Genomic DNA, 23,346 nt, shown 5'->3' with positions numbered 1-23,346 from the left:
CAGTCCGGCTAGGTTTCGGGCGCAAGTGCCGCCGTTTTGGTCCGAATTGGATTGGATGGGTCTGCGCTGTGCGATAAGCCGGGCAAATCCGGCCCACATTTTGGGCACACGGTCAGGCCCACGGTTAGGCAAAGCGCCAAGGGATAGGAGGCACAAGGTTGGCAAAGCGCGTCACACGCTATGGAACACGCAAAAAGCGCATTCGCTGGCCGCTCGTGCTGGTGCTGCTGGCGGTGCATGTCGCGGCGCTTTATGGGCTGGCGCGGGTCTTTGCTCCTGAAATGACCGCCTCGGTTGAGCAGCAGGTTGCATCGGCATTGACCGTTACTGTCTCGGTGGCAGAGCCTGATCCCCCGCCGCCTCCTCCGGCTGAGCCTGAACCTGACGAAGGCGCGCAGGGCGATCCGGGCAAGGAAGCTGTGCCCCAGCCTGTCACCGCGCCTCCGCCCAAAGTGCGCCTGCCTGAACCCAAGCCTGCGCCCAAGGCATCCTCCACCGGAACCGCGACCAGATCGGGCGCGCGCGATGCGGGTGTGGGGACCGGCGCTGATGGCCGCGGGACGGGCACGGGAAGCGGCCAGCGCGGCAGCGGGCAGGGCAATGCGATTGCCTCCAAACCGGAGCATATTTCTGGCAGCATCAACAATGCGCGCGATTATCCCGTACCAGCGGGCGGTCGCAGCGCCCGGCGCGGGACAGAGGTGATCGTGCGCGTCATTGTGAGCGTGGATGGCCGGGCCAGCCAATGCTCTGTCTACCGCGCCAGCCCTGATGCAGAAGCCGATGCGATCACTTGCCGCCTGATTGAAGAACGCCTGCGGTTCCGCCCCGCCACCGATCGGGCTGGCAATCTGGTTCCAGCGCCCTATTACTGGCGCCAAAGATGGTTTTAGTGTTTTGAAGACCTTAGCAAAAACTTTGCAAATTGCTGATATCGTTCACACATTCAGGAGAAGCATGTGAACAGTTCGCCGGATATGGGCCTGCTCGATATGGGCGCGCACGCGGATGCGATCTATCCTGTTATCCTGTGCGGTGGCAGCGGCACCCGGCTGTGGCCGGTTAGCAGCCCTGCGCATCCCAAACCGTTTCTGCCTTTGATCGGTGATGCGACCCTGTTTAAACAGGCGATTGCGCGCGTGGGCGGAGCAGGCGGGGCTGGAGCGGGAATGGCGGGAGCGGGCGGGGCAGGCGATGCTGCTGATTTCGCGCAGCCTATCGTGGTGGCAGGCGGCCAGCATTGCGATGCGATCACTGCGCAAATGCACGGGGCCGGGCACACCATCATTGTCGAACCCGCCGCGCGCAACACCGCGCCTGCGATTGCGCTGGCGGCTGCCATGCTGCCTGATGAAGCGGTGATGCTGGTGTGCCCCAGCGATCATCACATCGCCAACACGGCTGCTTTTCGAGAGGCGGCGCACGCGGCGGCTCAGCTTGCCCGTCAGGGGCGGCTTGTCTCGTTCGGGATTACGCCGGAGCATCCCGAAACAGGCTATGGCTATTTGCGCCGCGGCGGGGAACTTCCCGGCGGATATGAGATTGCGCAATTCGTTGAAAAGCCCGATCTGGAGCGCGCCAAAAGCTATCTGGAAAGCGGCGAATACAGCTGGAATGGCGGTATCTTTGCCTTTCAGGCGGGCACTTTGATGAAAGAGCTCGCCCGGCACCGCCCCGAAATGGCGCGCCGCGTCACCGCCGCGATTGCCGGGGCCGAGCGTAACGGCGCGCAAGTTCACCCCGATAGGGCGCAATTTGAAGCGATTAAGGGCGAGTCCATTGATTATGCCATCATGGAAAACACCGAGAGCGCGGCCATGGTGCCTGCCGATATGGGCTGGTCGGATATCGGCAATTGGGCCGCGATGCAGGATGCGCTTTCCAAAAGCGAAGATGGCGCGAGCGGTGCCGCGAATGGTGCCAGCAACGATATTAGCACCGACGAAAACGGTAACACCGCGCGCGGCCCAGCGGATTTTGATGGGTGCCGCAATGTCCTTGCCTATAGCGATGGCGCGCGGGTTTCTGCCGTGGGGCTGGAGGATATCTGCATCATTGTGTCGGGCGGCGAAGTGCTCGTCACAACCCGCGATGGCGCGCAGCGTGTGGGCAAATTACCGGGTGCAAGCGGAGTTAAATCCCCCGCAGGATCGCCATCAAAGTGACCCGCGTGCCCGCCGATACATCAGCCCGGTGGCTGGACACCACCCAGGTGGAAAAGGTGTGGGGCAGAGATGCCTTGCCCGCGCCTTTTGCCGCCCCGCCGGGCAAACGCATTGGCGAGATCTGGTTTGATCCCATCCCACAGTGCGATCAGCTTTTGGTCAAATATCTGTTCACCAGCGAAAAACTCTCCGTTCAGGTCCACCCCAGCAGCGCAAACGCTCTGCCGGGTGAAGCGGGGAAAGAGGAATGCTGGCTGGTTTTGGATGCAGAGCCGGGCGCGCAATTGGCCATTGGGTTCAAGCAGGAATATACGCCTGATGCTGTGGCCGCCGCCGCGCTTGATGGCTCTATCGAGCAGCTGCTGGAATGGCACGATGCAGGCAAAGGCGATGTGTTCTATCTGCCCGCAGGCACCGTTCACGCCATCGGGCCGGGGCTATCGCTGGTCGAAGTGCAGCAGAACAGCGACACGACGTTCAGGCTCTATGATTATGGCCGCCCGCGCGATCTGCATCTGGACCGCGCGATGGCGGTCGCCGATTGCGGTCCCTACGCCCAGCGCCATCGCGGCCGCGTGACACGCGATGAACAATGCCTTGTGAATGAAGCACATTTCCGGCTGGACCGGGTGGTGGGCACACCAAGCGAGGCTTTGCGTGAAAATTATCGCGGCGGCGTTCTGGTGCTGCCTTTGGAAGGCGAGATTGGGATTGCGGGCAGTGAAGAGCCGCCTGCTGGGTCAGGCCACTGTCTTTATGCGCCCAGCCTTGCAGCGGTCGATTTCACCCGCGCGAGGGTAACTTTGCTGAGCTGGACCGCTTAGGCGTAATCCTCATAAGGGTGCCCCAGACAACCGGACAAGACGACCGGCCAAAACGATCAGTCTTTTTCGAGCAATTTGCCGCCATTGCTTTTAACCGCGCGTTCCAATGTGCCGCGCAGGAAACCCAGCATGGGCGGCAATTCCATTTCTATCGCGACGCTTTCGTCAAACACTTCAATGGTGCCGGGGATGCGCTGGCCCGCCGCCGTAATCAGCAGCGCCATCACGTCTTCGCTTTGCCAGTCGGTTTCCACCGTTGCCATGCCGCGCGGAAAGTGATCGGCGATTTCATGCGCGTGGGCGTGCATACGGCGGCGCACTTCTTCGCGGCCAAGCGAATGGGGGAGGGTGACGCGCATACAGGCCTACCGCGGCTGCTTGGTCGGCGTGGCGGAGAAATCGGGCAAAGGCACGCCGGTGTCGGGCGAACCTGTCATATCGGCGATCAGCTCGTCCCCGCCATAGCGGTAATCGAGATAGCGCGATTTGATCGCCAGATCATCCAGCGCCCCTTCGGCGAGCCGCCGGGTCACCCGGTCAATCTCGCCCGAGATTTTGGCGAGGCTTGTGGTGAGCCTGTCATCAGCGGTTCCGCCTGCATGGTCCTCGCCGCGCAAATGCGCAGGGACTTTAAGGTAATTGTCTATCGTCTCCGGGATGTATTCGCCAACCAGCTCGCGCACTTCGGCCATGGCGGGGTGCGCATCGTCCATGCTTTCAAGCTGAGCGCCCAGCGCATCCAGTTGAATGCCCATCTGATCGATAATCGCAGCGGCGGGGGCGGGCAAGGCATCGCGCTGCGCTTCCAGCCACAGTTCGACGCGGGCAACCATTTGTTTGGGATTGCCTTTTTTAAGCTCAGATCGTTTTGGCGGTTTGGGTGTGGGAGCAAAAGCAAACACTCCGAACGCGACGATAACAGCAAGCACAAGGGCCATCACGCCCCAAAAACCGATCGCGCCGAAAATCGAGGCGAACACTCCAGTCGCAACAAAGATCGCCATCAGCGCAGCGGCCAGATAAGCGCCGCGTTTCATCCAGTGCTTTATCTTGGCCTGCGCCGATCCCTTGCCAATGCTCTTGCCGCCTACACCGGGGCGGTGCGTGCCGCCTTCATCGCGCTGGGTGCGCAAGGATGTGCCCGCTGCGCTTAATATCTGATCGCTGTCCCGCGTGCTGTCCGGCATAATGGGGGCCTAGCTATCCAGCGCCAGCAGCGAAGGTTCGCTTGCCACTTTGGCCTGTGCCTGCGCCTGGCCCTCTGCGCGGGCGATATAGCCTTTGGATTTCTCCACCTCATCGGTCAGCACATTCACCGTCTGCTTCATGCTATCAAGCGCGCGGACTTTAAATTCGTCCACTTCATCCATCGTGTCATAGATGTTCTGGAATGCGCGTTGCAGCGTTTCCAGCGGGATTGTGGAAGCGGCCGCCTGTTCGTGGATTTGCCCGGTCTGTTCGCGCAGCAGCGTGCTGGTGCTGTCGATAATGTCCGACGTTGTCTGATTGAGCGAAGTGATCTGCTGAAGCACAAGTTTCTGATTGGTCATCGCCTGCGCCACGGTCACCGCAGTGCGCAATGCGCCAACCGTGGTGGTGGATGCGCGGTCAACGCCTTTGACCAGTTCAACATTGTTCTTCTTCACCAGATCAAGCGCGAGGTAACCCTGCACGCTGACCGCCATCTGGGTGAGCAAATCCTGCGTGCGCTGGCGCACATAGAACAGCGCGCTTTCCCGCAAAGCTTTCGCCTTTTCAGGATCGGAAGCGTCCAGCTCCAGCGCTTTGGCTTCGAGTTTTGCGTCCAGCGCCTTGGCGATGTGGATCATCTGTTCCAATTCGCCCATCGCTTCCCACAGCTTTTGCCGTTCGGTGTCGATCGCAGCGTTATCCAGATGCAGCTCTTTCTTGCCGCCTTCCAGCCGTTCAAGGATCGCCTGAATATGCCCCTGCGCAGAGGTGTAGCTGTCGAAATAATTCTTCAGCTTGCTTCCAAACGGGATGATGCCGAACAGCTTGCGCGGGGATAGCAATTTGCCTTTGCGGCCTGGATCAAGATCTTCGACGGTGCGGCGCAGTTCCGCCAGATCGCTGCCGACAGAGCTGTCTGAGTCCATCGCGCGCACCGGGCGATCAAGGAAGCGGTTTGAATGCGCGGCGGCGGCGCGGATCTGTTCCTGACCCATGCGCGTGATCTGATCGACCTTTTCGCCAAAAGCGGGCGAATTGGCATCTTGCGAGATAAGCTCGGTGACAAACGCATCGACTTTCACGTCCAGCTTGGATTTCTCTTCCGCTGAAACCGGGACCAATCCTGCCGCCTGTTCAGGCGCAACCACGGGCACCGGATCGGGCGGGGTCAGCTCAAAATCGGTCGCGGTTTTGGTTTTTGTCGCGATGTTCAGATCTGGCGATGTCTCACTCGTCATGCAGCTTTGGCTCCCTTATCCGCGCGTCATGTGGCCATGCTTTGCGGCGCTCAACCTATATTGCTGTATTAGGTATCTAAAACACAGCTTTCAAGTGAGACTAGCGCGGAAGGCGGGGCTGCGTCCATTGTTGATTGCGCTGCCCGAATGGAGCTTGGCCGGTGGCAACGCGCGTAACTGTTGGCCTTTGCCCCTTCGCGCGGCTAAGTGTGATGATTACGCCATCCATTCCAGCAGCTCACATGGTTGACAATTTGAGTGACTGACAAAACCGACACCACGCCTGAGGCCGCCCCGCGCGTGCCTTCATCATCCGGATACACGCCGATCCCGTCAAACGGCACGCCAGGTGCATCGGCGGCGGCGGCGCTGGGCGAGCAATCGCCGTATCAGAAGATCGCTAAATCACTCAAAAGCTGGTGGCACGAAGAAGTTATCGGCGCGATTGATCAGGGCGAAGTGATCGAGAAACGCCGCGCCGAATGCGCTTTGTCCGAACGATACCTGTTCATGACCGCGATGAGCGCCGGCATTGCGGTGCTGGGTCTGCTGCTTTCATCGCCTGCCGTGGTGATCGGGGCGATGCTCTTATCGCCGTTGATGGACCCGATTATGGGGCTGGGATTTGCGCTGGCGATTGGCGATTTCCAATGGCTCAAACAATCCGCGCGCAGCCTGCTGTGGGGCAGTCTTTTGGCGATTTTGCTGACAGGTGCGCTGGTGTTTGTTTCGCCCATTCAGACGATTACGCCGGAAATCGCGGCGCGCACGCAGCCCAATCTGTTCGATTTGTTCGTCGCGCTGTTTTCCGCGCTTGCCGGCGCCTATGCGATGATCCGCGGGCGCGAAGGGACCATTGTGGGCGTGGCGATTGCAACCGCGCTGATGCCGCCGCTCGCTACAGTTGGATTTGGCCTTGCGACGCTGAATTGGACGGTGTTTTCAGGCGCGCTGCTGCTTTATGTGACCAACCTTATCACCATCGCGCTCACCGCATTGGCGATGGCGCGGCTGTATGGGTTTCGCACCCGCCTTTCCAAAGGGCAGACGCAGGCACAAAGCCTTGCCGTGATCGTCGTGTTTATAGCGCTGGCCGTTCCGCTTGCTTATTCGCTGCAACAAATCGCATGGGAAGCCAACGCGCAGCGCATCGTGCGCAGCGAGATTACCGAACGCTTTGCCACCGATTCCGAAGTGTCGCGCGTGGACGTTGATTTTCGCAGCGATCCGCTGCTGGTCGGCTCTACGATCTACACCCCTGCGGTAAAGCCCGAAATTGAAGGTGAGATCGAAGCCGCTTTGGCAGAGCGTTTGGGCCGCCCGGTTGAATTGACATTGAGCCAGTTTCAGGTCGGCACCAGCGCGTCTGCCGCGCAGCAAGCGCAGCTTTCCGCCGCGCGCGCGAATGAGGAAGAGGCGGCGCTCGCGCGGGCAGAAGATCTGGCGCAGCGCCTCGCTCTGGTGGCCGGGGTCAGCGAGGATGATGTGCTGGTTGACCGGACCCGGCGCAAGGCCATGGTGCGCGCGCAGCGTCTCGAAGGCGCAACCTTGGCCGCCTATCGCGCGCTGGAAATGCGGATTGCGGCAACAGAGCCGGAATGGACGGTCGAATTGCTTCCGCCGCTGGCGAGCCTGCCGGATGTGATTGCATTTGGCGAAGAGGGGCCAAGCATGGACGGGGCCAAGGCGCTAAGCGTCATCGAATGGGCAAGTGCCCGTGTGGATGTGCCGATTGTGCTTGTAGGCGATGCAGAGACAGCCGAACGCGCGAGCGCGATCCTTGCCGAACGCGGGGTGTCTGTGGAGTTTGAACCCGGCTTTGGCCCCTTGCGCGCCGAATGGGGCGAGCTGGGGGAATGAGGCTGAGCCAAGCGGCTTTCGCCGAATAAACCGGAGGCCGCGGATTGGGTGCGCAAAAAGACCATCCCGGCCCAAAGGGCCGCAAGGGCGACCGCCCGCCCGCAGCGATGCGATCTAAGATCGCACTGAGCGAGGAAATCGCACCCCGGATGGGGTGCGCACAAAAGAAACGCGAGCGCGAGCGAGCCAAAGGGCGACCGCCCGCCCGAGCTTATGCGAGGAAACAGCACCCCGGATGGGGTGCGCAAAAAGAAACGCGAGCGCGAGCGAGCCAAAGGGCGACGGCCCGCCCGCAGCGATGCGATCTATGATCGCAATGAGCGAGGAAATCGCACCCCGCCGGGGTGCGCAGAAAACTAAGCCGCAAGCTCCAGCGGCACAATCTCACCGGCCAGATACAGCTTTTTCGCTTTTGCGCGGCTCAGCTTGCCCGATGATGTGCGCGGCAATGTGCGGGGGGACCAGTTCGACAACGCAGCTCATGCCGGTGACAGAGCGGACTTTGTCGGAGATCTGCTCGCGCAGTTTCACCCGTTCTTCCGGGTCCGATACGCGGCAATGCACCAGCACGGCGGGCGCTTCTTCGCCATTGTCGGTCTCGATTGAGAACGCGGCAATATCGCCGTGGTTAAAGCCGGGCAATTGTTCCACCGCCCATTCGATATCCTGCGGCCAATGGTTCTTGCCATTGATGATAATCATATCTTTCGCGCGGCCCACGATGAACAGATAGCCATCGGCCAGATAACCCATATCGCCGGTGTCCAGCCATGTCTGTCCCGCATCATCAGCGACCAGACAATCATCGGTAGCTTCTTGGTTGCGGAAATAGGAGTGCATCACGCTTGGCCCTTTGCACCAGACCTTGCCGATCTGGTGATCGCCGCGCGGTGCGCCGTCTTCGCCTCTGATCTCGACGACCATATCGGGCATGGGTTTTCCGCAATTGACGATGGCGCGGTACCGGGCGGGGCGCGACAGATCGCGCGGAGTGCCGGAGAGGCGCTCTTCTTCGACCAGTTCCACCCGGATCCCTTCGCCCGGCGGCATTACGGTGACGCCCAGAACCGCTTCGGCAAGACCGTAAGAGGGAGTAAAAGCCGCGGCTTTGAACCCGGCATCGGCAAAGGCGTTGACAAAGCTTTGCATGACATCGGGCCGGATCATATCCGCGCCATTGCCCGCCAGCCGCCAGCGCGACAAGTCAAAGCGTTCTGCGACATTGGACTGGCTGGAAATGCGGCGCGCGCAAATGTCATAGCCGAATGTGGGCGAATAAGAGATCGTTGTGCCTTCATTGGCGCTGATCATATCAAGCCATGCGAGCGGGCGGCGCGCAAAGGCATCGGGTTTGAGATAATCGCCCGACACCTGATTGGCGATCAGCGACAGGAAACAGCCGACCAGCCCCATATCGTGATACCACGGCAGCCAGCTGACGCAGCGTTCATTGTCGCGCAATTGCATGCTGGTGGAATGGCCATACAGATTGTGCAGCAGCGCTTCATGCGTCACCGCGACCCCTTGGGGAAAGCGAGTGGAGCCGGAGGAATATTGCAAATAACAGATATCATCTGAAGATGCGGCAGGCAGATCGCAAGCGGGCGCATCGCGGGTTGCAAATTGCTCCCACGTCTCGCTTTGGCATCCCTGACGCTGGCCCGCTGCACCGGCAAGATCGGCGATTTCTTCGGGGTAAAGCAGGATAACGGGATCGCAGCTTTCCAGCTGGACGCTCAATTGATCGATATAGCTGTCCTTGCCGCCGAAAGTGGTGGGCAAAGGCAGCGGCACGGGCCATGCGCCTGTGTAGACGCAGGCGCAGAACAAGGCGGCAAACTCCGGTCCGGTTTCCGCGATCAGCGCCACGCGGTCTTCGCGTTTGATGCCCGCGGCAATCATCCGGCGCGCCATTTCCAGCGCATCTTCGCGCAATTCGGCAAAGGGATAGACCCGTTCAAGTTTTCCACGCATGTCGTGAAAATTGAGCCCTTTTTGAGAGCGCGCGGCGTAATCTATCGCGTCGTTAAAGGTCGCAAATTTGGCGCGGATGCGCGGCAAATCGCAATCGTTCGGCGTCGGCTTCAATGCGGCGTCGGTCATTTTATCTAACGATACCCGTAGCTTACGACGCTGCCAAGAGCGCCCTATCCTATCTCTTTTTCCCGCGCCATAATGGCGCGATGCGATCCTTAATCCTCCCATTTCAGAAGGACTGTGGCACGAATAAGGCGAAATGGTTTCACATAAAAGCAATTTGTCTTCGTTTGGTAGCGCGTGTCTGGGCGATGCGGCCATGGCTGGATGGTCAGTTCTGGGGTCTGGCCGCGAGTAAGGAACCACGCGATGGATGATGAGGAAAGCGGCGGATTTGGCGCAGATGGCGCAGATGGTAAGGCGGGAGCTGGCAGGGCGGCAGGCCGCAAGACCAATCGCCGTTCCCAAACGCCCAAGAAACGCAAACCCCTTGATGAAACCGCCTTGCGCGATCTGGGGCTATCCTATGCAGCCAGGTTTGCGACAACGGGAGCCAAGCTGGAAAGCTATCTCGCGCGCAAAATTCGGGAGCGCGGGGTGGCGGACGATGGCGATGGGCGCACGCTTGATCTGGATGTGACGGGGCTTGTCACCCGGCTGATTGAGCTGGGCTATGTCAATGATGATGCCTATGCCCGGGCCAAATCGCGCGATCTGACAGGGCGCGGATATGGCGCGCGGCGCGTGGAGCAGGCTTTGTGGGCGGCAGGCGTTGAAGAACCCGTGCGCGAGGCGCATGCCCCGCACGAAGCCGAAGCGCGCAGAGCCGCAATCTTGCTGGCGAAAAAACGCCGCTTTGGCCCCTTTTCGGCTGATGCGCGCGCGGATGAGGATGAGAGCGCGCGCGACCACGAAAGCATGCAGGCGGCGCAAAAACTGCGCGATAAACAGATTGCGGCGATGCTGCGCGCAGGCCATGTGTTTGACCATGTGCGGTTCATTCTGGATGCATCGCGGATTGAGGATATTGAAGAATGGCTGAGCGAGGCAGAAACGCTGGAAGCGCAAGAAAAAGGACAGGAGAGCGGATTGTGGTGAAATTGGCAGGAGCAATCGCAGCCCTCGCGCTTGCCGCAGGTCCGCTGACCGCGTGTTCGCCCGCTGAGACCGGCGCTGCGCTGTCGCAGACTTCATCAAGCACACAGGCCGCTGGCGCTGAAAATAGCGCCACCACCGAAGAACGCCGCCACCCGGTGTCGAACCTGCGCATCATTCCTGCCACCGTGACAGGCGGCGATGAGACCATCACGTTTGAGACCGAACTGGCCGACACGCCAGAGGCGCAATCGCGCGGGCTGATGTTCCGCACCGAACTGGCCGATGATGAAGCGATGATTTTCCCCACAGACACGCCGCAGCAGCGCAGTTTCTGGATGAAAAACACGCCTTTGCCGCTCGACATTATCTTTGTTGGTCCGGATGGCAAAATCACCAATATCGCCGCCAACACGGTGCCCTATTCACTCGATTCGGTGCCATCGGCCGGCCTGGCGATAGCAGTGCTGGAAATCCGCGGCGGGCTGGCAGAAGAGCTTGGGATTGAACCCGGCGATACCGTGACGTGGGATGCGCCCGAGGGGTAGGGCGCGTTTTGTTTGGTTAGCGCAGGGGGTGTTCTTGTTTTAAGTTCGCTAACGCTCACTGCCGGGAGTTTTTTGTTTGGTGCGCTCAGGCATCCGCCTGAGCTTGGCCGGACCGCCCGCCTCCCCGCCCGTCCACCAAGGGTTCCATAGAATATGGTGGACGGGCGGGGAGGCGGGGTGGTCCGGCGTGAGCGAAGCGAACATAAAACAAAAGACTCCCGGCTGGGAAAGCATGCGCACACAGATGATCTCCCAAACTGCGCGCTCCGCAATTCCCGCGCTTGAAGCTGAACTCAAATCGCTCTAACCGCTCCTCATGGGAATCTTAGGCAAAATCTTCACCTGGTGGGATGGGGCAACCATCGGCACGCATTTGTGGTCTTCGCGCAATGGCGAGCATGTCGGCACTGATGCGCAGGGCAACAAATATTACCGCGCGAAAACAAAATCGGGCGCGCCTGCCAATGGCTCTTACATTCAGCGCGAACGCCGCTGGGTCATGTATGACGGCGCCAATGATGCCAGCCGCGTGCCGGCTGAATGGCATGGCTGGCTGCATGGCGCATTTGATGATGTACCTGAAAGCCATTTGCCGCCTGCGAAAATCTGGGAAGTGGATTACACTCCCAACGCAACCGGGACGGCATCTGCCTACCGGCCGCAAGGCGCGCTGGAACGCGGCGGCAAACGCGCGGGCGCTGTGGGCGATTACGAAGCGTGGTCGCCTGATGAGGATGCAGCGGGCGGCAACGCCTAAAGCGTGATGACGATGCGCGTGCGTTACTTCCCTTTCGCTGCGATGCTGGGCCTTGCGGGCATGTTGGCCGCTTGTTCAGACGACGCGCCTGAGGCTGAAACTGAAGCAGCACAGGCTGAGACCCCGGAGGCCACTGGCGAAACACCGGCTGCAACTTCTGCGGCCGATGCAGAACCATCCAGTGCAGAACCATCCGATGATGAAGAGCCCGCCCCCGATGTGATTGCTGCCAGCGATGGCGCGACCCCGATGGCAGAGCGGGTTGCCACCATTGGCCTTTTGAACAAGCGCAACAATGTCTCCATCGATCTGGAAATGAGCCCGGGCGAAACCCGCGAGGAAGGCCCCGTCTCCATCACTCTGGCCGCATGCGAACGCACCGCGCCTTGGGAAATGCCGCAGGAAACCGGCGCTTTTGTTCAGGTCGATGTGCTCGAACGCGGGCAACAGGAGCGCACGCGCGCTTTTTCAGGCTGGCTGTTCAAACATTCGCCCAGCCTTAATGTGGTTGAGCACCCGATTTACGATGTCTGGGTTAAGGATTGCGCGATGCGTTTTCCGGGCGATGAAGCCCCTTCTGGCTGAGCCCGCGAAAATTCATCAAATGCCTGCCGCAGCTGCAAAATCGGCTCCCCCCGGCAGCGCGCAAGGCCTTTCAGATACATTTGCTGCGGCATTTCCACCGCGCCCATGCTCGAAAGGTGATCGGTCATAAACTGGCAATCGAGCAGGCCAAATCCCGCGCGCCGCATCACCGCCACCAACCAGCACAAAGCGACCTTGCTGGCATTGTCTGCGCGGCTGAACATGCTTTCGCCGCAAAACACCCGGTCAAACGATACGCCGTACAATCCGCCGACCAGCCGGGGCGGGGCCCCATCTTCTTCGGGCGCGCCTTCTTCGCCGCCACGTGCTTTTGGGCCGCGATCCTCGTTTATCCAGCATTCGATGGAATGCGCATGCCCGGCGCGGTGCAATGCTGAATAGCTCGCAATGATCCGGTCGCTGATCCAGGTGTCGGGATGGCCGGGACGCGGCGCTGCACATTCGCGCATGACGGCTTCGAATGCGGTGTCCATCGTGACGATATAGCGATCTGAGCGCACAACCTTGCGCAGAGATTTGGACACATGCAGCCGGTCCAGCGGCAGGATCGCGCGGTCGCGCGGCTCCACCCAGAACACTTCCAGATCATCGCGCGCATCGGCCATGGGAAAAATCCCGCTGCGATAGGCAAGCAGTAGGGTTTCAACAGGGATAGCAGCGTTCACGGGGGCATGCATGGTAATGCGAGTGTATCAGCTTGGCCGGGCGCGGCTAGGGGCCTTTTGCTATGGCCGCGCTGATCCCAAACGCGCTCAGCTGCAAAGCCCAGCGCGAAACAAGTGTTGCCACAGCCGCATCCGCATTATAGAGCGCTGCCGCAATGTAGGGGCGTAGCTCAGCTGGTAGAGCGTCGGTCTCCAAAACCGAAGGTCCAGAGTTCGAGTCTCTGTGCCCCTGCCACCAACCACTCATATTTCTCTTCTGTTGGCACCCGCATTGCGCGCCGGGAATGCCCGCTTGCAGGCTTTGATGGGTTAAGGTTAGCCTGCGCGGGTCAGTTCTGCGAGCGCGCTGCAAAAGGCCGCTGGCCGATCAAAGGTGAACAATTCGCCAGACCCTGCGATCACTCGGCATTGCGCGCCCGGCACGGTTTCGCAAAAAGCGGCAATGCGGCCAAAACTGATCCATTCGTGCAGCTCGCTCTGGATGAAGGACAAAGGCATTTGCGCCGCGACATTGCGTGCTGCCCGGGTCCAGTCGCTTGTCCAGTAAATCAGTTCATCCACTGACCTGCGCGGTGTGCTCATATAATCGGACATCGCTTTGCTGGCAGGCTCGTAAATATGCGGATGCTTTAGCAATGCGGTGCAATTGGGCGATTCGGCGAACTGGCTTTTCATGAAAGCGCGGTGGCCTGCATCATCCTTAGTCGCCGATGCCGCAGCAAAAGCGAACGGCGCGTAAAGCAGATCGGGCGTGTTTTTTGCTGCGAGGAAAATGCGGCGGCTGGCCTCTGGCATATCTTCAAACTGGGCCTGCACTGTCATCGGGATGCCGGTATCAAACAGGCCGGCAGCGCTGAACCTGTCCGGGAACCGCTCTGCTGCATGCACGGCATAGACCCCGCACATGGCGTGCCCTGCCAGCGCGGCGCGGTCGATCTGCAAGTGGTCAAGCAGATGCAGGCATTCCTCGATAAACGCCATGGGGCGGAACGCGCCATCATCCGCTGATGATTGCCCCACGCCTGGCTTGCACGGTGCGATGATTTGCAGGTTATGGCTGACTGCGGATTTGAAAATCGCATCGGTCGGCACGGCCGATGATGTGTGGCCGTGCAAAAACAGCACCGGATCGCCATCATTGTGCCCATAATGGGCAAATTGCAGCAACCGATCGCGCCGCACGCTTAACAGGGCGATGTTCCTGAAGCTGTCCTCGTGATGGCCTTGCTCGGCCTTGTCGCGGTGGAGTTTTGGCGCGATGTCGATCACATGCATCAGGCCAATGGCAAGGCTGATAAATTCGCTTTGGCTGGAAACCTGCGCTTTGCTCAAAAGCGATTTGATCTGTTTTTGGACAGTCGTGATTGATCGCGCGCGTTCCGAGGCAATCTCGCTGCTTTTGCGCCCTTCATACAGGCTGCGGGCGATGTCCATTTCCGCTTTGGTAAAGCCAAAGGACTGTTCCAGCACCCGCGCGCCGCTGCTGGCCCATTCGGCATGGCACGATTTGACCAGCAACACCGTTTCCGCCTCGATATCAGCAAATTCATGCCGTTTCAGATGCTCGATGATGATGATGGTCTCTTTGCCATCGGGCAGCAGGTAAAGCGCAGCTGTGACCGGCCGCGAAGACGTGTGCCCGGCTGTTTCAATGTCGCCCAAATTGCTTTGACGAGAACTGCTTTGGCCGGATCTACTTTGGCCCGCCGCGATGCTCTCACTGGAAGGCTGCAATTTTTGCGCATGGTCGAACAGCGATTTGCCAATCTCCAGCCCAAAACGCTGTTTGAACGCGGTGTTGCCAGCGATCAGACTGCCATCCAGCCGCGTGACAGCAGCGGCGAATTTCTGGTCATCAAGAAAGCCCTGAACCAGATCTTCGCGTTTCACTTTGGTTTTTTCAAACACTTTAAGTGCCCGCTCAAAGTGCTGTTTGAGTATGTCCAGATCAACTTCGCTCGCTGCGTCCAGATCATTCGCGGCCAGCATGGGCTCAACGATATTATCGTCCCAAACTTCGGCAAATTTCAGATAATTTTCAGGGGTCAGAGCCGTGTCATAAATCGCATCGATCAGCATCGAATAACCGCTTTTCTCTGCGCTATGCACCCCTGAGCCCCCAATTTGCGAACCTGAAAACCTATTTGTTTCAATTTCCTATGCTGAAATACGCGCATCGCGCCTGCACGTCATACCCCAATTGGGGCATGCGGGCCTAATTCAATCATGTTCTACATCGCGCCGTGACCGGGGGAGTTGGACATTTGATCTTTCACAAATTGGCTTTGGCTTCGGCTTGGACGGGGGCAGCAGCGGCAGCGGGTCTTGCGGTGGCAATTCCATCGGGGGCGGCGCTTGCGCAGGAAAAGACCGAGCATCAGACCATGCCTTCTGGGATCGATGTCTGGCGAGTGGAACTGCGCAATTATGACGAAGTGCTGCTGATCGAAAACGCGGATTCCGATGACAAGGACGAATTGCATTCGGTCGAAATCATTCTCGCCGACGAATATTTTGAATCGAGTCGCTTAGCGATAAGGCGGCCCGTCGAGACTGAAAATCAATACGATGCGGTGAAAGAAACCGCGATCAATCTGGCGGTCAATGATCGGGCGGGAAACCGCGCTTATGTGCCGGCGCGCCGCGGCGATAAGGTCGAACTGGTCCGCCGTCCCAGCTCAACTTACAATTTGTGGGTCCACACCCGCCAATTTCGCGAAAGCGCGGATTTGCCGCCGATGATCTTCTTTACAGTCACGGTCAAAACCCGCGAGCTGAGCTGTTTTCGCAAACGCGTGTGCAAGCGCGGATATTACGGCGAATACACCTATCAATTCACCGTTCCTGCTCCCTCTGTCCGCTCCTCTCACTGTGTGGCTGCCAACACGTTTGATTTCGAAGCGCAAGCGGATGAAATCGAAGTGCGCGCCCGCGCCACCGGCGAACCTGCCGAGGGTTGGAACATAGAGCGCGCGTCCGCTCGCAGAGCCCCGCAAATGTTCCTCAAATCGGGCGAGATCTGCATCGCTTCGACCAGCAAATGAGGGCGTGCCTCCCAGTTTTCATAGATTTCATCAGGAGAATACAGCGATGATTGGCAAAACCGCAAAATGGATTGCAGCTTCATGCATCCTGGCGCTGATGTCTCCCGCCAATGCGCAGGAAAAAACGCACAATCACACGATGGCGTCGGGCGAGGATGTGTGGCGGATTGAACTGCGCACGCTTGAGAATTTTCTCACCACGTCGGTCGGCGATGACGAAGGCACGAGCGAGCTGTATTATATCGACATCACCTTGTCCGGGCCAAACAGCCAGTTTCACAAAGTGCGCGAGGTCAATCCGTTCCTCCAGGTGAATGGCGGTCCGCGATCGCTTCGCAATACGATCAATGTGCAGCTGGGCGATAGGGTTTCGCTTGATCGTTTGTCGCCGGAAACTCTCGATACCTATGATCTGTGGATCCACACGCGCCCATCACGCGCGCCCGGTTCGGATGAACGGATGCTCAATTTTCAGATAACCGTGGCCGCGCGCGAACTGGATTGTTTCAGAGATCGCGTCTGCAACAGGGGCAGCACCGGCACGCTCACCTACAATGTCAGCGTGCCTGTTCCTGAATGGCGTTCCAATCGCTGCTCGGCGCAGAATACCTATCAAATCTCGGCGGTGAACGGGGCGCAAATGGCTCTGCAACCGCGCAATAGAGGCGGGGGGCGCGGCAGGATCCCGGTGAATAGCGAGGCAAGCAACAGCCATTCCGGCAAATTGATCGCTCGCGGCGCAAAAGATGCGGTGCGCCTGTCGATGCAAAGCGGCCAGATCTGCGTCGCGTCGACCACTCGGTAAATTCTCGCCCCGTACAGCCCAGCAGCATTCAACAGGAGGCGTTTATGATCGCCGTAAAGCCCAATCTTGCACCGCGCAGCCTGCTCGCAGCGGCGGCGGCCAGCCTTGCTTTTGCGCCTTTGCCCGCTTTTTCAGGAGAGAAAAGCTCCAATCACACTCTGGGTTCGGGCGAGCATATTTACCGGATCGAAGTGCGCAATCTCAACCGGCTTGAAGTGCTGGAAGCAGGCGACAGGGACGGCGTGGGCGAATTGCACGCAATGTATATTGAACTCAGCGCGCATGACCTTGCCAAAGGGCGGCAATATCATCGCCACAATTTCAGCGGCACGGAACTGTACGGGATCAACAAAGGCGGCCTTGTGGGCGGCAGGCGCAATTTCCCGGTAAAGGCGGGCCAGCATGTCTTTACCGCCCGCGACAGGCGCCCCACTGACGAAACCCAGCTGTGGGTGCATGTCTATGCCAACCCCGATGATGCCGAATACACTGCGCGGTTTCCCGATGGGAAAGGCGCGATGGTTTCGCTCCATGTCTGGGCGCAGGAACTGGATTGCGCCGGGCAGCGCGTGTGCAGACGGCGCAGCACGGGCGGCGTGACCGTGCGCTTGCGGATCCCTGAATTCGCCTCGCCGCCGTCCAGTCGCTGCGGGCCTGACAACACCTTTCGCCTCGAAAAATTGGATGGCGATATTCAGATCAGCGGCCTGTCAGACACCAGCATTTCATCCCACGCCAGCAGCCGAACGATGATTGGCGGGATTGATTACAAAAAAGGCGGCCCGCGCCTTCAGCCGTTTAACGCCGACATCTGTATCGCCAGCACCGTCCGGCGGCCTGCCGTCCAATAATCAGCATTGCGCAGCCTGCGCGCCAAATCCAAGCGCCAAAACCAGACGTCACATTCGAAAGGGTAACCGGATGATCCAAAGCCTTAGAACCGCAGCAATTGCTGGCATGGCTCTTTTCACAATTGGGGCCATCCCTGCCGCCACCGCGCATCAGGCCAAGGCGGATTACATCCGCAGCGCGTTCGATATGTCGAAATGCCTTGGCGTGCCCGATGGCAATAATGGCACGCGGGTGCGGATTGAAAACTGCGATCCGGGCGGCCGGGCGCAGCAGCAATGGAATTACAATGCGCGCACGGGCGAGATTTCCAATGAAGCTTTTCCAAGCAAATGCCTGCACAAGGCCAGCGGCGGCTGGGGGCGGGGCAATCGCATTCATTTGTGGAGCTGCGGGGCAGGGGGCACCGAAATGCGCACCTGGCGGCGCGATACGGCCTTTGGCACTATCAATGCGCGCGAAAATGCAGGGATGTGTTTCCGAATAGAGGGGAGCACTATCGAAAGCGGATCGGTCATTTCGCTCAATGCCGATTGCCGGTCAAATTCCGACATGATCACATGGCGGATGACGAGCAAGGATCAGCAGGATTGTGCGGTTTTTGACGGCCTGGTGCGGCCAAATCTGGGCCTCATCACCGACATGATCAACCAGCGCCTGCCTTATGCGGACAAGATCAATCGCCGCAAAACGCTTGTCATGCACCGGGCCACATCGGTTTTTGCCAATGGCTGCACTGCCACCATCAGCGCCGATGTCACGATGAAGCGCAAAATTCGCAAAGACGCGCATGGCACCATGATGCTCACCGCAAAACTGCATTCGCTTGGCGCGGGGTATATTTGCCTGCGCGATCCCAAGGTTTTGAGCGTGAACCTGTCAAACCTGACGGGCGTCGGAGAAAACTTCTACCGGCGACGCGGCACCAAAAGCCTTCCCAGTGAAATGTGCGTCGCGATTTGATGCCTCCCTGTTGATGGGCGGCTGTTGATGGGCGGCTGATCCCATTTTTCAAACACCAAAAAAGAGACAATATATGCGCGCAGGATTTAGCCTTCTTCTCATCATGGCCCTTGCTGCTTGCGGTTCGGACCAATCTGCCAATGCGTCCAACGCGTCATCCTCTGGCGATGCGAAATTGACAGACACGCCGATCGCGTTTGCCGATGCCGTCGGAGACAATTCTGAAATGCGCGAAGTTGGCCCATGCCCCTTTGTCCAAGATGAAACGATCATTGCCAGTGTGCGCACCAGTTATGAGCTTACCCGGCGCGAGGTTTCCAACACCAAATGCCGCTGGGCTTACAATGCCGGATTTGCAATCGAGGTGACGATTGAAGATCTGGCCGATGCCCGGCCTGTGTCCCAGCGCCGCTATAATATGGATATCGACCCCGTGCTTGAACCGCAAAGCGGCCCCGGCGCGAATGCGGCGGTGCTCAATGACACCGCTTTTGGCAATCCGCTGCCCTTTGCCTACAGTTTTGAGCAAGACGATAAGCTCGTTTTTATGAGCTATACGGGCTTCAAAACCAATGCCGCGATTATGCGCCCTGCGGCTGATGAAATCGCGCGGCGCATGGGCGATATGCCGCAAATCACCGCGCAAAGGCGCGAATTGGCGGTGCCTTTCAAAGCGTGCGAGGTGTGGAGCGAGAGCGATATCAAGCTGGCCTTTGGCGCAGGATCTGCCGCCAGCGCCATGACAGGCGCGCGCGGTCTATCGACCTGCGCGTGGGAAATGATCGAGGACGGCGTTGCAGGCCGGCGGACCGCTGCGTTCAACATTTTCAAACCAGTGCCGGGCCAAAAATCAGAGCATGAATATTCAAGCTATGAGCCCTTCGAAGAAAATGGCGAGACGCACTATTTGCGCAAAGCGCCTTCGGATTTTGGCACCTATATCCATATCGTAACGCCGCGCGCCGGGGGGATCGTGCACACCACCGTGTCCGATGCCAATCGCGATGCGAGCGATGTTGCCAAACGCCTGCATTACAATCTGCTGGGCCGATTGACGTCCTGACGCGCTGCACCGCGCGTCTGCGCCGCCTTTCCATTCAGGCAATCTGCAACAAACCTGAACGCAGGCTAACCACCTCGCTCAGCTTTACGCCAGACCACCCGTGCATAATCATCGCCGAACCGAAGGGCAGCCTTTGGTGATCCGGCAATCTTGCCAATGGAGAATTGCACATGACACAAGCAACCATTCGTTCTTCGCGCCCGCACACCTGGAACAGCCCGCGCCCGCCGGTTGATCCTGCACTGCGCCTGCGCGCTTATGGCAAAGTGCAATCCATGTATCAGCCGACCTTTTTGGAGCGCCTGTTTCGCCGCAACTGATCGCGGACAGGAAACGCTTTGGCGGCACTTTTTTCGGAACCAAATTTCGCCAGCGTATTTGTACCTAGCAAGTGATTAAACGCTAAAACGCAAAGGAATCAACGCTATGACATCGGCCACGATCCGATCATCGGCGCCAGACCGCTGGAATCAGCCGCGCCCGCACACCGATGCCACCATCCGCCGCCTCAAGCATGGCCGCGTGCGCCCGATGGCAGAGCCAGGCTTGCTCGAACGCTGGTTTGGCCGGAGCTGACCACCACTCAAATTTTACAGTCACCCCCGACGAAAAACGCCGGAGCCTGCGAAAGGCCCCGGCGTTTTTTGTGCCTGCTGCTCAAAGGAGCGGGTTAATATTCGAGCGGCTCCTCCGGAGTGTCAGCGCGGAAATCCTTGCCCGCTTTCTTGTCGCCCTGCGCCAGCTTGAACACCACGCCCGACAGCAGGACGAGTGCGACAAGGTTCGGCAGCGCCATTGCCGCGTTGGAGATATCGCCCAGACGCCAAACCAGTGTCAGATCGAGCGTTGATCCCAGGTAAATCACCACGCACCACAGCACGCGCCAGATGATGTGCAGGATTTTCTCACCGCCGCGGGTTGATCCGGGCACCCGGTCATAGATGAACGTGATCGCGCGCTCACCATAATAGCTCCACGTAAGCAGCGTGGTGAACACAAAGACGATCAGCGCGACAGATGCGATTAAAGTGCCCAGCGGAATGCTGGCGATCTCAACCGGGAATGCCGCGGCAAAGGCGCCGCTGGTCATGGCGAACCCTTCCAGGTCCGAATTCCACGCATGCGCGACCGCCTGGCCGCCGCCGGTGAAATCGCCCTGAACGGTCAGGATCACCAAAGCTGTCATGGTGCAGATGACGATGGTGTCGATGAAACATCCGAGCATCGCCATGCGGCCTTGCTGTTCTGGATCATTGGTCTGCGCCACAGCGTGAGCGATCGGGGTGGAACCCTGACCGCTTTCGTTAGAGAACAGCCCGCGCGCCACCCCTGCGCGGATGGCCAGCATGATCGCTGCGCCAAGGAACCCGCCAGTGGCCGATTTAAAGTTAAAAGCGCCGTGGAAGATCAGGCCGAATGTTGCAGGAATGTCCTGAAAATTCAGCAGCAACGCGGTTATCGCCATCACAATATAGGCGGCAGCCATAAACGGAATGACGCTTTCTGCGACGCGTCCGATGGATTTGATCCCGCCGATAATCACGACGAACACTGCCACAGCAACGATTGCGCCGCCCACGGCTTCTTCAATGCCGAACAATTCGTTCAGGCCATCGGCGACCGCATTGGCCTGGATCGAATTGCCGGTCACCAATGCGGAGAACAAAGTGCCGATGCAAAACAGGATGGCAAGCCATGTCCATTTGGGGCCAAGGCCCAGCATGATGTAGCTCATCGGGCCGCCGCGATAGGTGCCATCGGAGGTTTTTTCGCGGTAGCGGATCGCCAGCGACCCTTCGGCAAAGGCGAGCGCCATGCCGATCAGCGCGGTGATCCACATCCAGAAAATCGCACCCGGACCGCCCAGAGCGATGGCCGTGGCAACCCCTGCAAGATTGCCTGTGCCCACTTGCCCCGAAAGCGCGGTGGAAAGCGCGGCAAAAGGAGAGATTTCCCCGTCGCCATCACCTTTGCGGCTTTTGAACAGGCCGGCAAAGGCGCCGCCCAATTGGCGCAGCGGATAGAATTTGAGGCCGGCCATCATGTAAAGGCCAATGCCCAAAAGGATCAGGACCATGGGCGGGATCGGTTGGCCGCCAATTGATAGCCATGGCAGAGCTTCCCCGTTCCACGTGCCGCCCCAGATAAAGTCCGAGATATTGGTCACGCGGTCAATCAGGCTCATCGCCTCCGCTGGATTGGCTGCCATTGTTTGAAGTCCCCTGAAAAATGCTGACCCTAAAGTGCTTAGCAAACCGCGTCTAAGGCGCGGTATGTTTGAAAGCGCTGCACGCTAAAGCGGGTCGCGGCGCTTGACCAGCCCTCAATCTGCGCAGCGCGTGACGCGAAGGGCGGTGTTACATTTTTGTTGGGTCGGTGTTCTTGCTTGTGTTCGCTTACGCTCACGCCGGACGTTTTTTTGTTTAGTGTTCGCTATCGCTCACGACCGGGCCACCCCACCTCCCCGCCCGTCCACCATATCCTATGGAACCCTTGGTGGACGGGCGGGGAGGTGGGGCGGCCCGGCAAGCCCTTGGCGGATGCCAAGGGCGCACCCAACAAAAACTCGGGGTGGTCTGGCGTGAGCAATAGCGAACAGAAACAAGAACGCCCCGGCTCGTGAGCCGAAGCGAACACTAAACAAAAACGCGCGAAGCGAACTCAAACGCTAACGCCCGCAAAACACATCTTGCTTTCCGGCACTGCGCGCCATATTACGGCGCTCAATTCCGACATTGGTAGCGTTTAAAGCCACCCGGCGATCTTGTCCCCGGCGGCGATGGACCCTACCTCGAAGACTTTGGTGGTGTTGGCAGCAAACAGGCTTTGCTGCCGGTGAGCACGACAGACTGACAGGACAAAGGCGGCGCCCATGGCCGAAGAGAAGAAAACCAAGACGAGCGTTCCGCAATTCGTCAACGAAGTGCGCTCTGAAACGCGCAAAGTCGTGTGGCCCACGCGCGAAGAGACGGTGCGCACCGCGATTTTCGTGTTCATCCTGATGGTGATCTTGTCGCTGTTCTTTCTGGGCGTCGACAGCCTGTTCAACTTTGTTGTCAAAACGCTGTTGACGCTGGCCTGATCGGCAGATCCCGGCAACCTCATCAAACACATAATATCAAAACGTATTTCAAGGACTTAACATGGCTCGCTGGTACATCATCCACGCTTATTCGGGCTTCGAAAACAAAGTGAAAGAAGCCATTCTTTCCGAAGCGGAGCGGCTTGGCCTGTCCGAAGGCGTTGAAGAGGTTGAAGTGCCGGTGGAAACCGTCACCGAAATCAAGCGCGGCAAAAAGGTTCAGGTCGAACGCAAATTCATGCCCGGCTATGTGCTGGCGAAATTGCGGATGAACGACGATGTCTATCACCTTGTGAAAAACACGCCCAAAGTCACCGGATTTCTGGGCAATAACAACAAGCCGCAACCGATCAGCGAAAAAGAAGCCGCGCGCTATTTTGGCGGTGTCGAGGAAGCGAAAGCCGCGCCCAAGCAGGACATCACGGTCGATTACGAAATCGGCGATCAGGTCAAAGTTTTGGACGGTCCGTTTGCCAGCTTCAACGGCGTGGTCGAAGAGCTCGATTTCGACAAAGCGAAAGTCAAAGTCAGCGTGTCGATCTTTGGCCGGGCCACCCCGGTTGAGCTTGATTTTGAACAGGTCGAACTGGTCAAGTAAGCGGGGATGCGGGCCG

The 23,346-nt window shown here is 58.9% G+C and carries 23 protein-coding genes, 1 tRNA gene and 1 pseudogene; 18 read left to right on the top strand and 7 right to left on the bottom strand.

The window, feature by feature from the left end; translation table 11 throughout:
• Positions 1-158 precede the first annotated feature (158 nt).
• From AC0V6W_RS06145 to AC0V6W_RS06135, 3 genes are all read left to right on the top strand, one after another.
• Positions 159-893 (top strand): energy transducer TonB, encoded by a 735-nt coding sequence (locus AC0V6W_RS06145; protein ID WP_486148193.1) that lies wholly within the window; start codon positions 159-161, stop codon positions 891-893.
• Between the two features lie 99 nt (positions 894-992).
• A complete protein-coding gene (locus AC0V6W_RS06140; RefSeq protein WP_486151473.1) occupies positions 993-2,165 on the top strand; it encodes a mannose-1-phosphate guanylyltransferase in 1,173 nt (390 codons plus the stop codon).
• The gene (locus tag AC0V6W_RS06135; RefSeq protein WP_486148191.1) at positions 2,162-2,989 is read left to right on the top strand and encodes a class I mannose-6-phosphate isomerase; all 828 of its coding nucleotides are present in this window, start codon (positions 2,162-2,164) and stop codon (positions 2,987-2,989) included. Before AC0V6W_RS06140 ends, AC0V6W_RS06135 begins: the two co-directional genes overlap by 4 nt.
• Before the next feature lie 56 nt (positions 2,990-3,045).
• On the opposite strand, the gene AC0V6W_RS06130 is transcribed toward AC0V6W_RS06135, so the two are convergent.
• The 3 genes from AC0V6W_RS06130 to AC0V6W_RS06120 are packed head-to-tail and all read right to left on the bottom strand — an operon-like array spanning position 3,046 to position 5,418.
• Positions 3,046-3,348, bottom strand: a complete 303-nt coding sequence (locus AC0V6W_RS06130; protein WP_486148189.1) for a polyhydroxyalkanoic acid system family protein — start codon at positions 3,346-3,348, stop codon at positions 3,046-3,048.
• Positions 3,349-3,354: 6 nt separating this feature from the next.
• Positions 3,355-4,176, bottom strand: a complete 822-nt coding sequence (locus tag AC0V6W_RS06125; RefSeq protein WP_486148187.1) for a hypothetical protein — start codon at positions 4,174-4,176, stop codon at positions 3,355-3,357.
• A gap of 9 nt (positions 4,177-4,185) precedes the next feature.
• Positions 4,186-5,418, bottom strand: coding sequence for a toxic anion resistance protein (locus AC0V6W_RS06120; RefSeq protein WP_486148185.1), 1,233 nt, complete (start codon positions 5,416-5,418; stop codon positions 4,186-4,188).
• A gap of 258 nt (positions 5,419-5,676) precedes the next feature.
• Here AC0V6W_RS06120 and AC0V6W_RS06115 point away from each other — a divergent pair, with 258 nt between their 5' ends.
• Positions 5,677-7,278, top strand: coding sequence for a TIGR00341 family protein (locus AC0V6W_RS06115; RefSeq protein WP_486148183.1), 1,602 nt, complete (start codon positions 5,677-5,679; stop codon positions 7,276-7,278).
• 356 nt (positions 7,279-7,634) lie between these two features.
• Here AC0V6W_RS06115 and AC0V6W_RS06110 read toward each other — a convergent pair.
• Positions 7,635-9,381, bottom strand: a pseudogene (locus AC0V6W_RS06110) (fatty acyl-AMP ligase).
• A gap of 243 nt (positions 9,382-9,624) precedes the next feature.
• On the opposite strand from AC0V6W_RS06110, the gene AC0V6W_RS06105 reads away from it, so the two are divergent.
• The 4 genes from AC0V6W_RS06105 (at position 9,625) to AC0V6W_RS06090 (ending at position 12,240) form a co-directional block, all read left to right on the top strand.
• The gene (locus AC0V6W_RS06105) at positions 9,625-10,353 is read left to right on the top strand and encodes a regulatory protein RecX (RefSeq protein WP_486148181.1); all 729 of its coding nucleotides are present in this window, start codon (positions 9,625-9,627) and stop codon (positions 10,351-10,353) included.
• Positions 10,350-10,898: a DUF192 domain-containing protein gene (locus AC0V6W_RS06100; RefSeq protein WP_486148179.1), complete on the top strand. Its 549-nt coding sequence runs from the start codon at positions 10,350-10,352 to the stop codon at positions 10,896-10,898. Before AC0V6W_RS06105 ends, AC0V6W_RS06100 begins: the two co-directional genes overlap by 4 nt.
• Positions 10,899-11,214: 316 nt before the next feature.
• Positions 11,215-11,655: an NADH:ubiquinone oxidoreductase subunit NDUFA12 gene (locus tag AC0V6W_RS06095; protein ID WP_486148177.1), complete on the top strand. Its 441-nt coding sequence runs from the start codon at positions 11,215-11,217 to the stop codon at positions 11,653-11,655.
• A gap of 6 nt (positions 11,656-11,661) precedes the next feature.
• Entirely contained in the window at positions 11,662-12,240 is a 579-nt protein-coding gene (locus tag AC0V6W_RS06090) for a DUF2155 domain-containing protein (protein WP_486148175.1), read from the top strand.
• On the opposite strand, the gene AC0V6W_RS06085 is transcribed toward AC0V6W_RS06090, so the two are convergent.
• Positions 12,177-12,938: a leucyl/phenylalanyl-tRNA--protein transferase gene (locus tag AC0V6W_RS06085; protein WP_486148173.1), complete on the bottom strand. Its 762-nt coding sequence runs from the start codon at positions 12,936-12,938 to the stop codon at positions 12,177-12,179. The two genes, AC0V6W_RS06090 and AC0V6W_RS06085, sit on opposite strands and share 64 nt — an antisense overlap.
• 147 nt (positions 12,939-13,085) lie before the next feature.
• Here AC0V6W_RS06085 and AC0V6W_RS06080 point away from each other — a divergent pair.
• A tRNA-Trp gene (locus AC0V6W_RS06080) sits at positions 13,086-13,161 on the top strand.
• 80 nt (positions 13,162-13,241) lie between these two features.
• On the opposite strand, the gene AC0V6W_RS06075 is transcribed toward AC0V6W_RS06080, so the two are convergent.
• Positions 13,242-15,035: a bifunctional helix-turn-helix transcriptional regulator/alpha/beta hydrolase gene (locus tag AC0V6W_RS06075; RefSeq protein ID WP_486148171.1), complete on the bottom strand. Its 1,794-nt coding sequence runs from the start codon at positions 15,033-15,035 to the stop codon at positions 13,242-13,244.
• Between the two features lie 134 nt (positions 15,036-15,169).
• On the opposite strand from AC0V6W_RS06075, the gene AC0V6W_RS06070 reads away from it, so the two are divergent.
• From AC0V6W_RS06070 to AC0V6W_RS06040, 7 genes are all read left to right on the top strand, one after another.
• Positions 15,170-15,970, top strand: a complete 801-nt coding sequence (locus AC0V6W_RS06070; protein ID WP_486148169.1) for a hypothetical protein — start codon at positions 15,170-15,172, stop codon at positions 15,968-15,970.
• A 46-nt stretch (positions 15,971-16,016) separates the two neighbouring features.
• Entirely contained in the window at positions 16,017-16,775 is a 759-nt protein-coding gene (locus AC0V6W_RS06065; RefSeq protein ID WP_486148167.1) for a hypothetical protein, read from the top strand.
• Between the two features lie 44 nt (positions 16,776-16,819).
• Positions 16,820-17,626, top strand: a complete 807-nt coding sequence (locus AC0V6W_RS06060) for a hypothetical protein (protein WP_486148165.1) — start codon at positions 16,820-16,822, stop codon at positions 17,624-17,626.
• Positions 17,627-17,732: 106 nt separating this feature from the next.
• Positions 17,733-18,587, top strand: a complete 855-nt coding sequence (locus AC0V6W_RS06055) for a ricin-type beta-trefoil lectin domain protein (RefSeq protein WP_486148163.1) — start codon at positions 17,733-17,735, stop codon at positions 18,585-18,587.
• A 73-nt stretch (positions 18,588-18,660) separates the two neighbouring features.
• Positions 18,661-19,650, top strand: a complete 990-nt coding sequence (locus AC0V6W_RS06050) for a hypothetical protein (protein ID WP_486148161.1) — start codon at positions 18,661-18,663, stop codon at positions 19,648-19,650.
• 170 nt (positions 19,651-19,820) lie between these two features.
• Complete coding sequence (locus tag AC0V6W_RS06045) at positions 19,821-19,970, top strand: hypothetical protein (RefSeq protein WP_486148159.1); 150 nt, start codon at positions 19,821-19,823, stop codon at positions 19,968-19,970.
• A gap of 106 nt (positions 19,971-20,076) precedes the next feature.
• Complete coding sequence (locus AC0V6W_RS06040; protein WP_486148157.1) at positions 20,077-20,226, top strand: hypothetical protein; 150 nt, start codon at positions 20,077-20,079, stop codon at positions 20,224-20,226.
• Positions 20,227-20,320: 94 nt separating this feature from the next.
• On the opposite strand, the gene AC0V6W_RS06035 is transcribed toward AC0V6W_RS06040, so the two are convergent.
• Positions 20,321-21,859, bottom strand: a complete 1,539-nt coding sequence (locus tag AC0V6W_RS06035) for an alanine/glycine:cation symporter family protein (protein ID WP_486148155.1) — start codon at positions 21,857-21,859, stop codon at positions 20,321-20,323.
• A gap of 663 nt (positions 21,860-22,522) precedes the next feature.
• Here AC0V6W_RS06035 and secE point away from each other — a divergent pair.
• Both secE and nusG read left to right on the top strand, forming a co-directional pair.
• Positions 22,523-22,732 (top strand): preprotein translocase subunit SecE, encoded by a 210-nt coding sequence (gene secE / locus AC0V6W_RS06030; RefSeq protein WP_486148153.1) that lies wholly within the window; start codon positions 22,523-22,525, stop codon positions 22,730-22,732.
• 61 nt (positions 22,733-22,793) lie between these two features.
• Positions 22,794-23,330 (top strand): transcription termination/antitermination protein NusG, encoded by a 537-nt coding sequence (gene nusG, locus AC0V6W_RS06025; RefSeq protein ID WP_486148151.1) that lies wholly within the window; start codon positions 22,794-22,796, stop codon positions 23,328-23,330.
• The last annotated feature ends 16 nt before the right edge of the window (positions 23,331-23,346 follow it).

The organism is Erythrobacter sp. JB1-7 (assembly GCF_057365015.1).
Note: the sequence above shows the minus strand (reverse complement) of the source record. Positions and strands in the feature narration are given on the sequence as shown.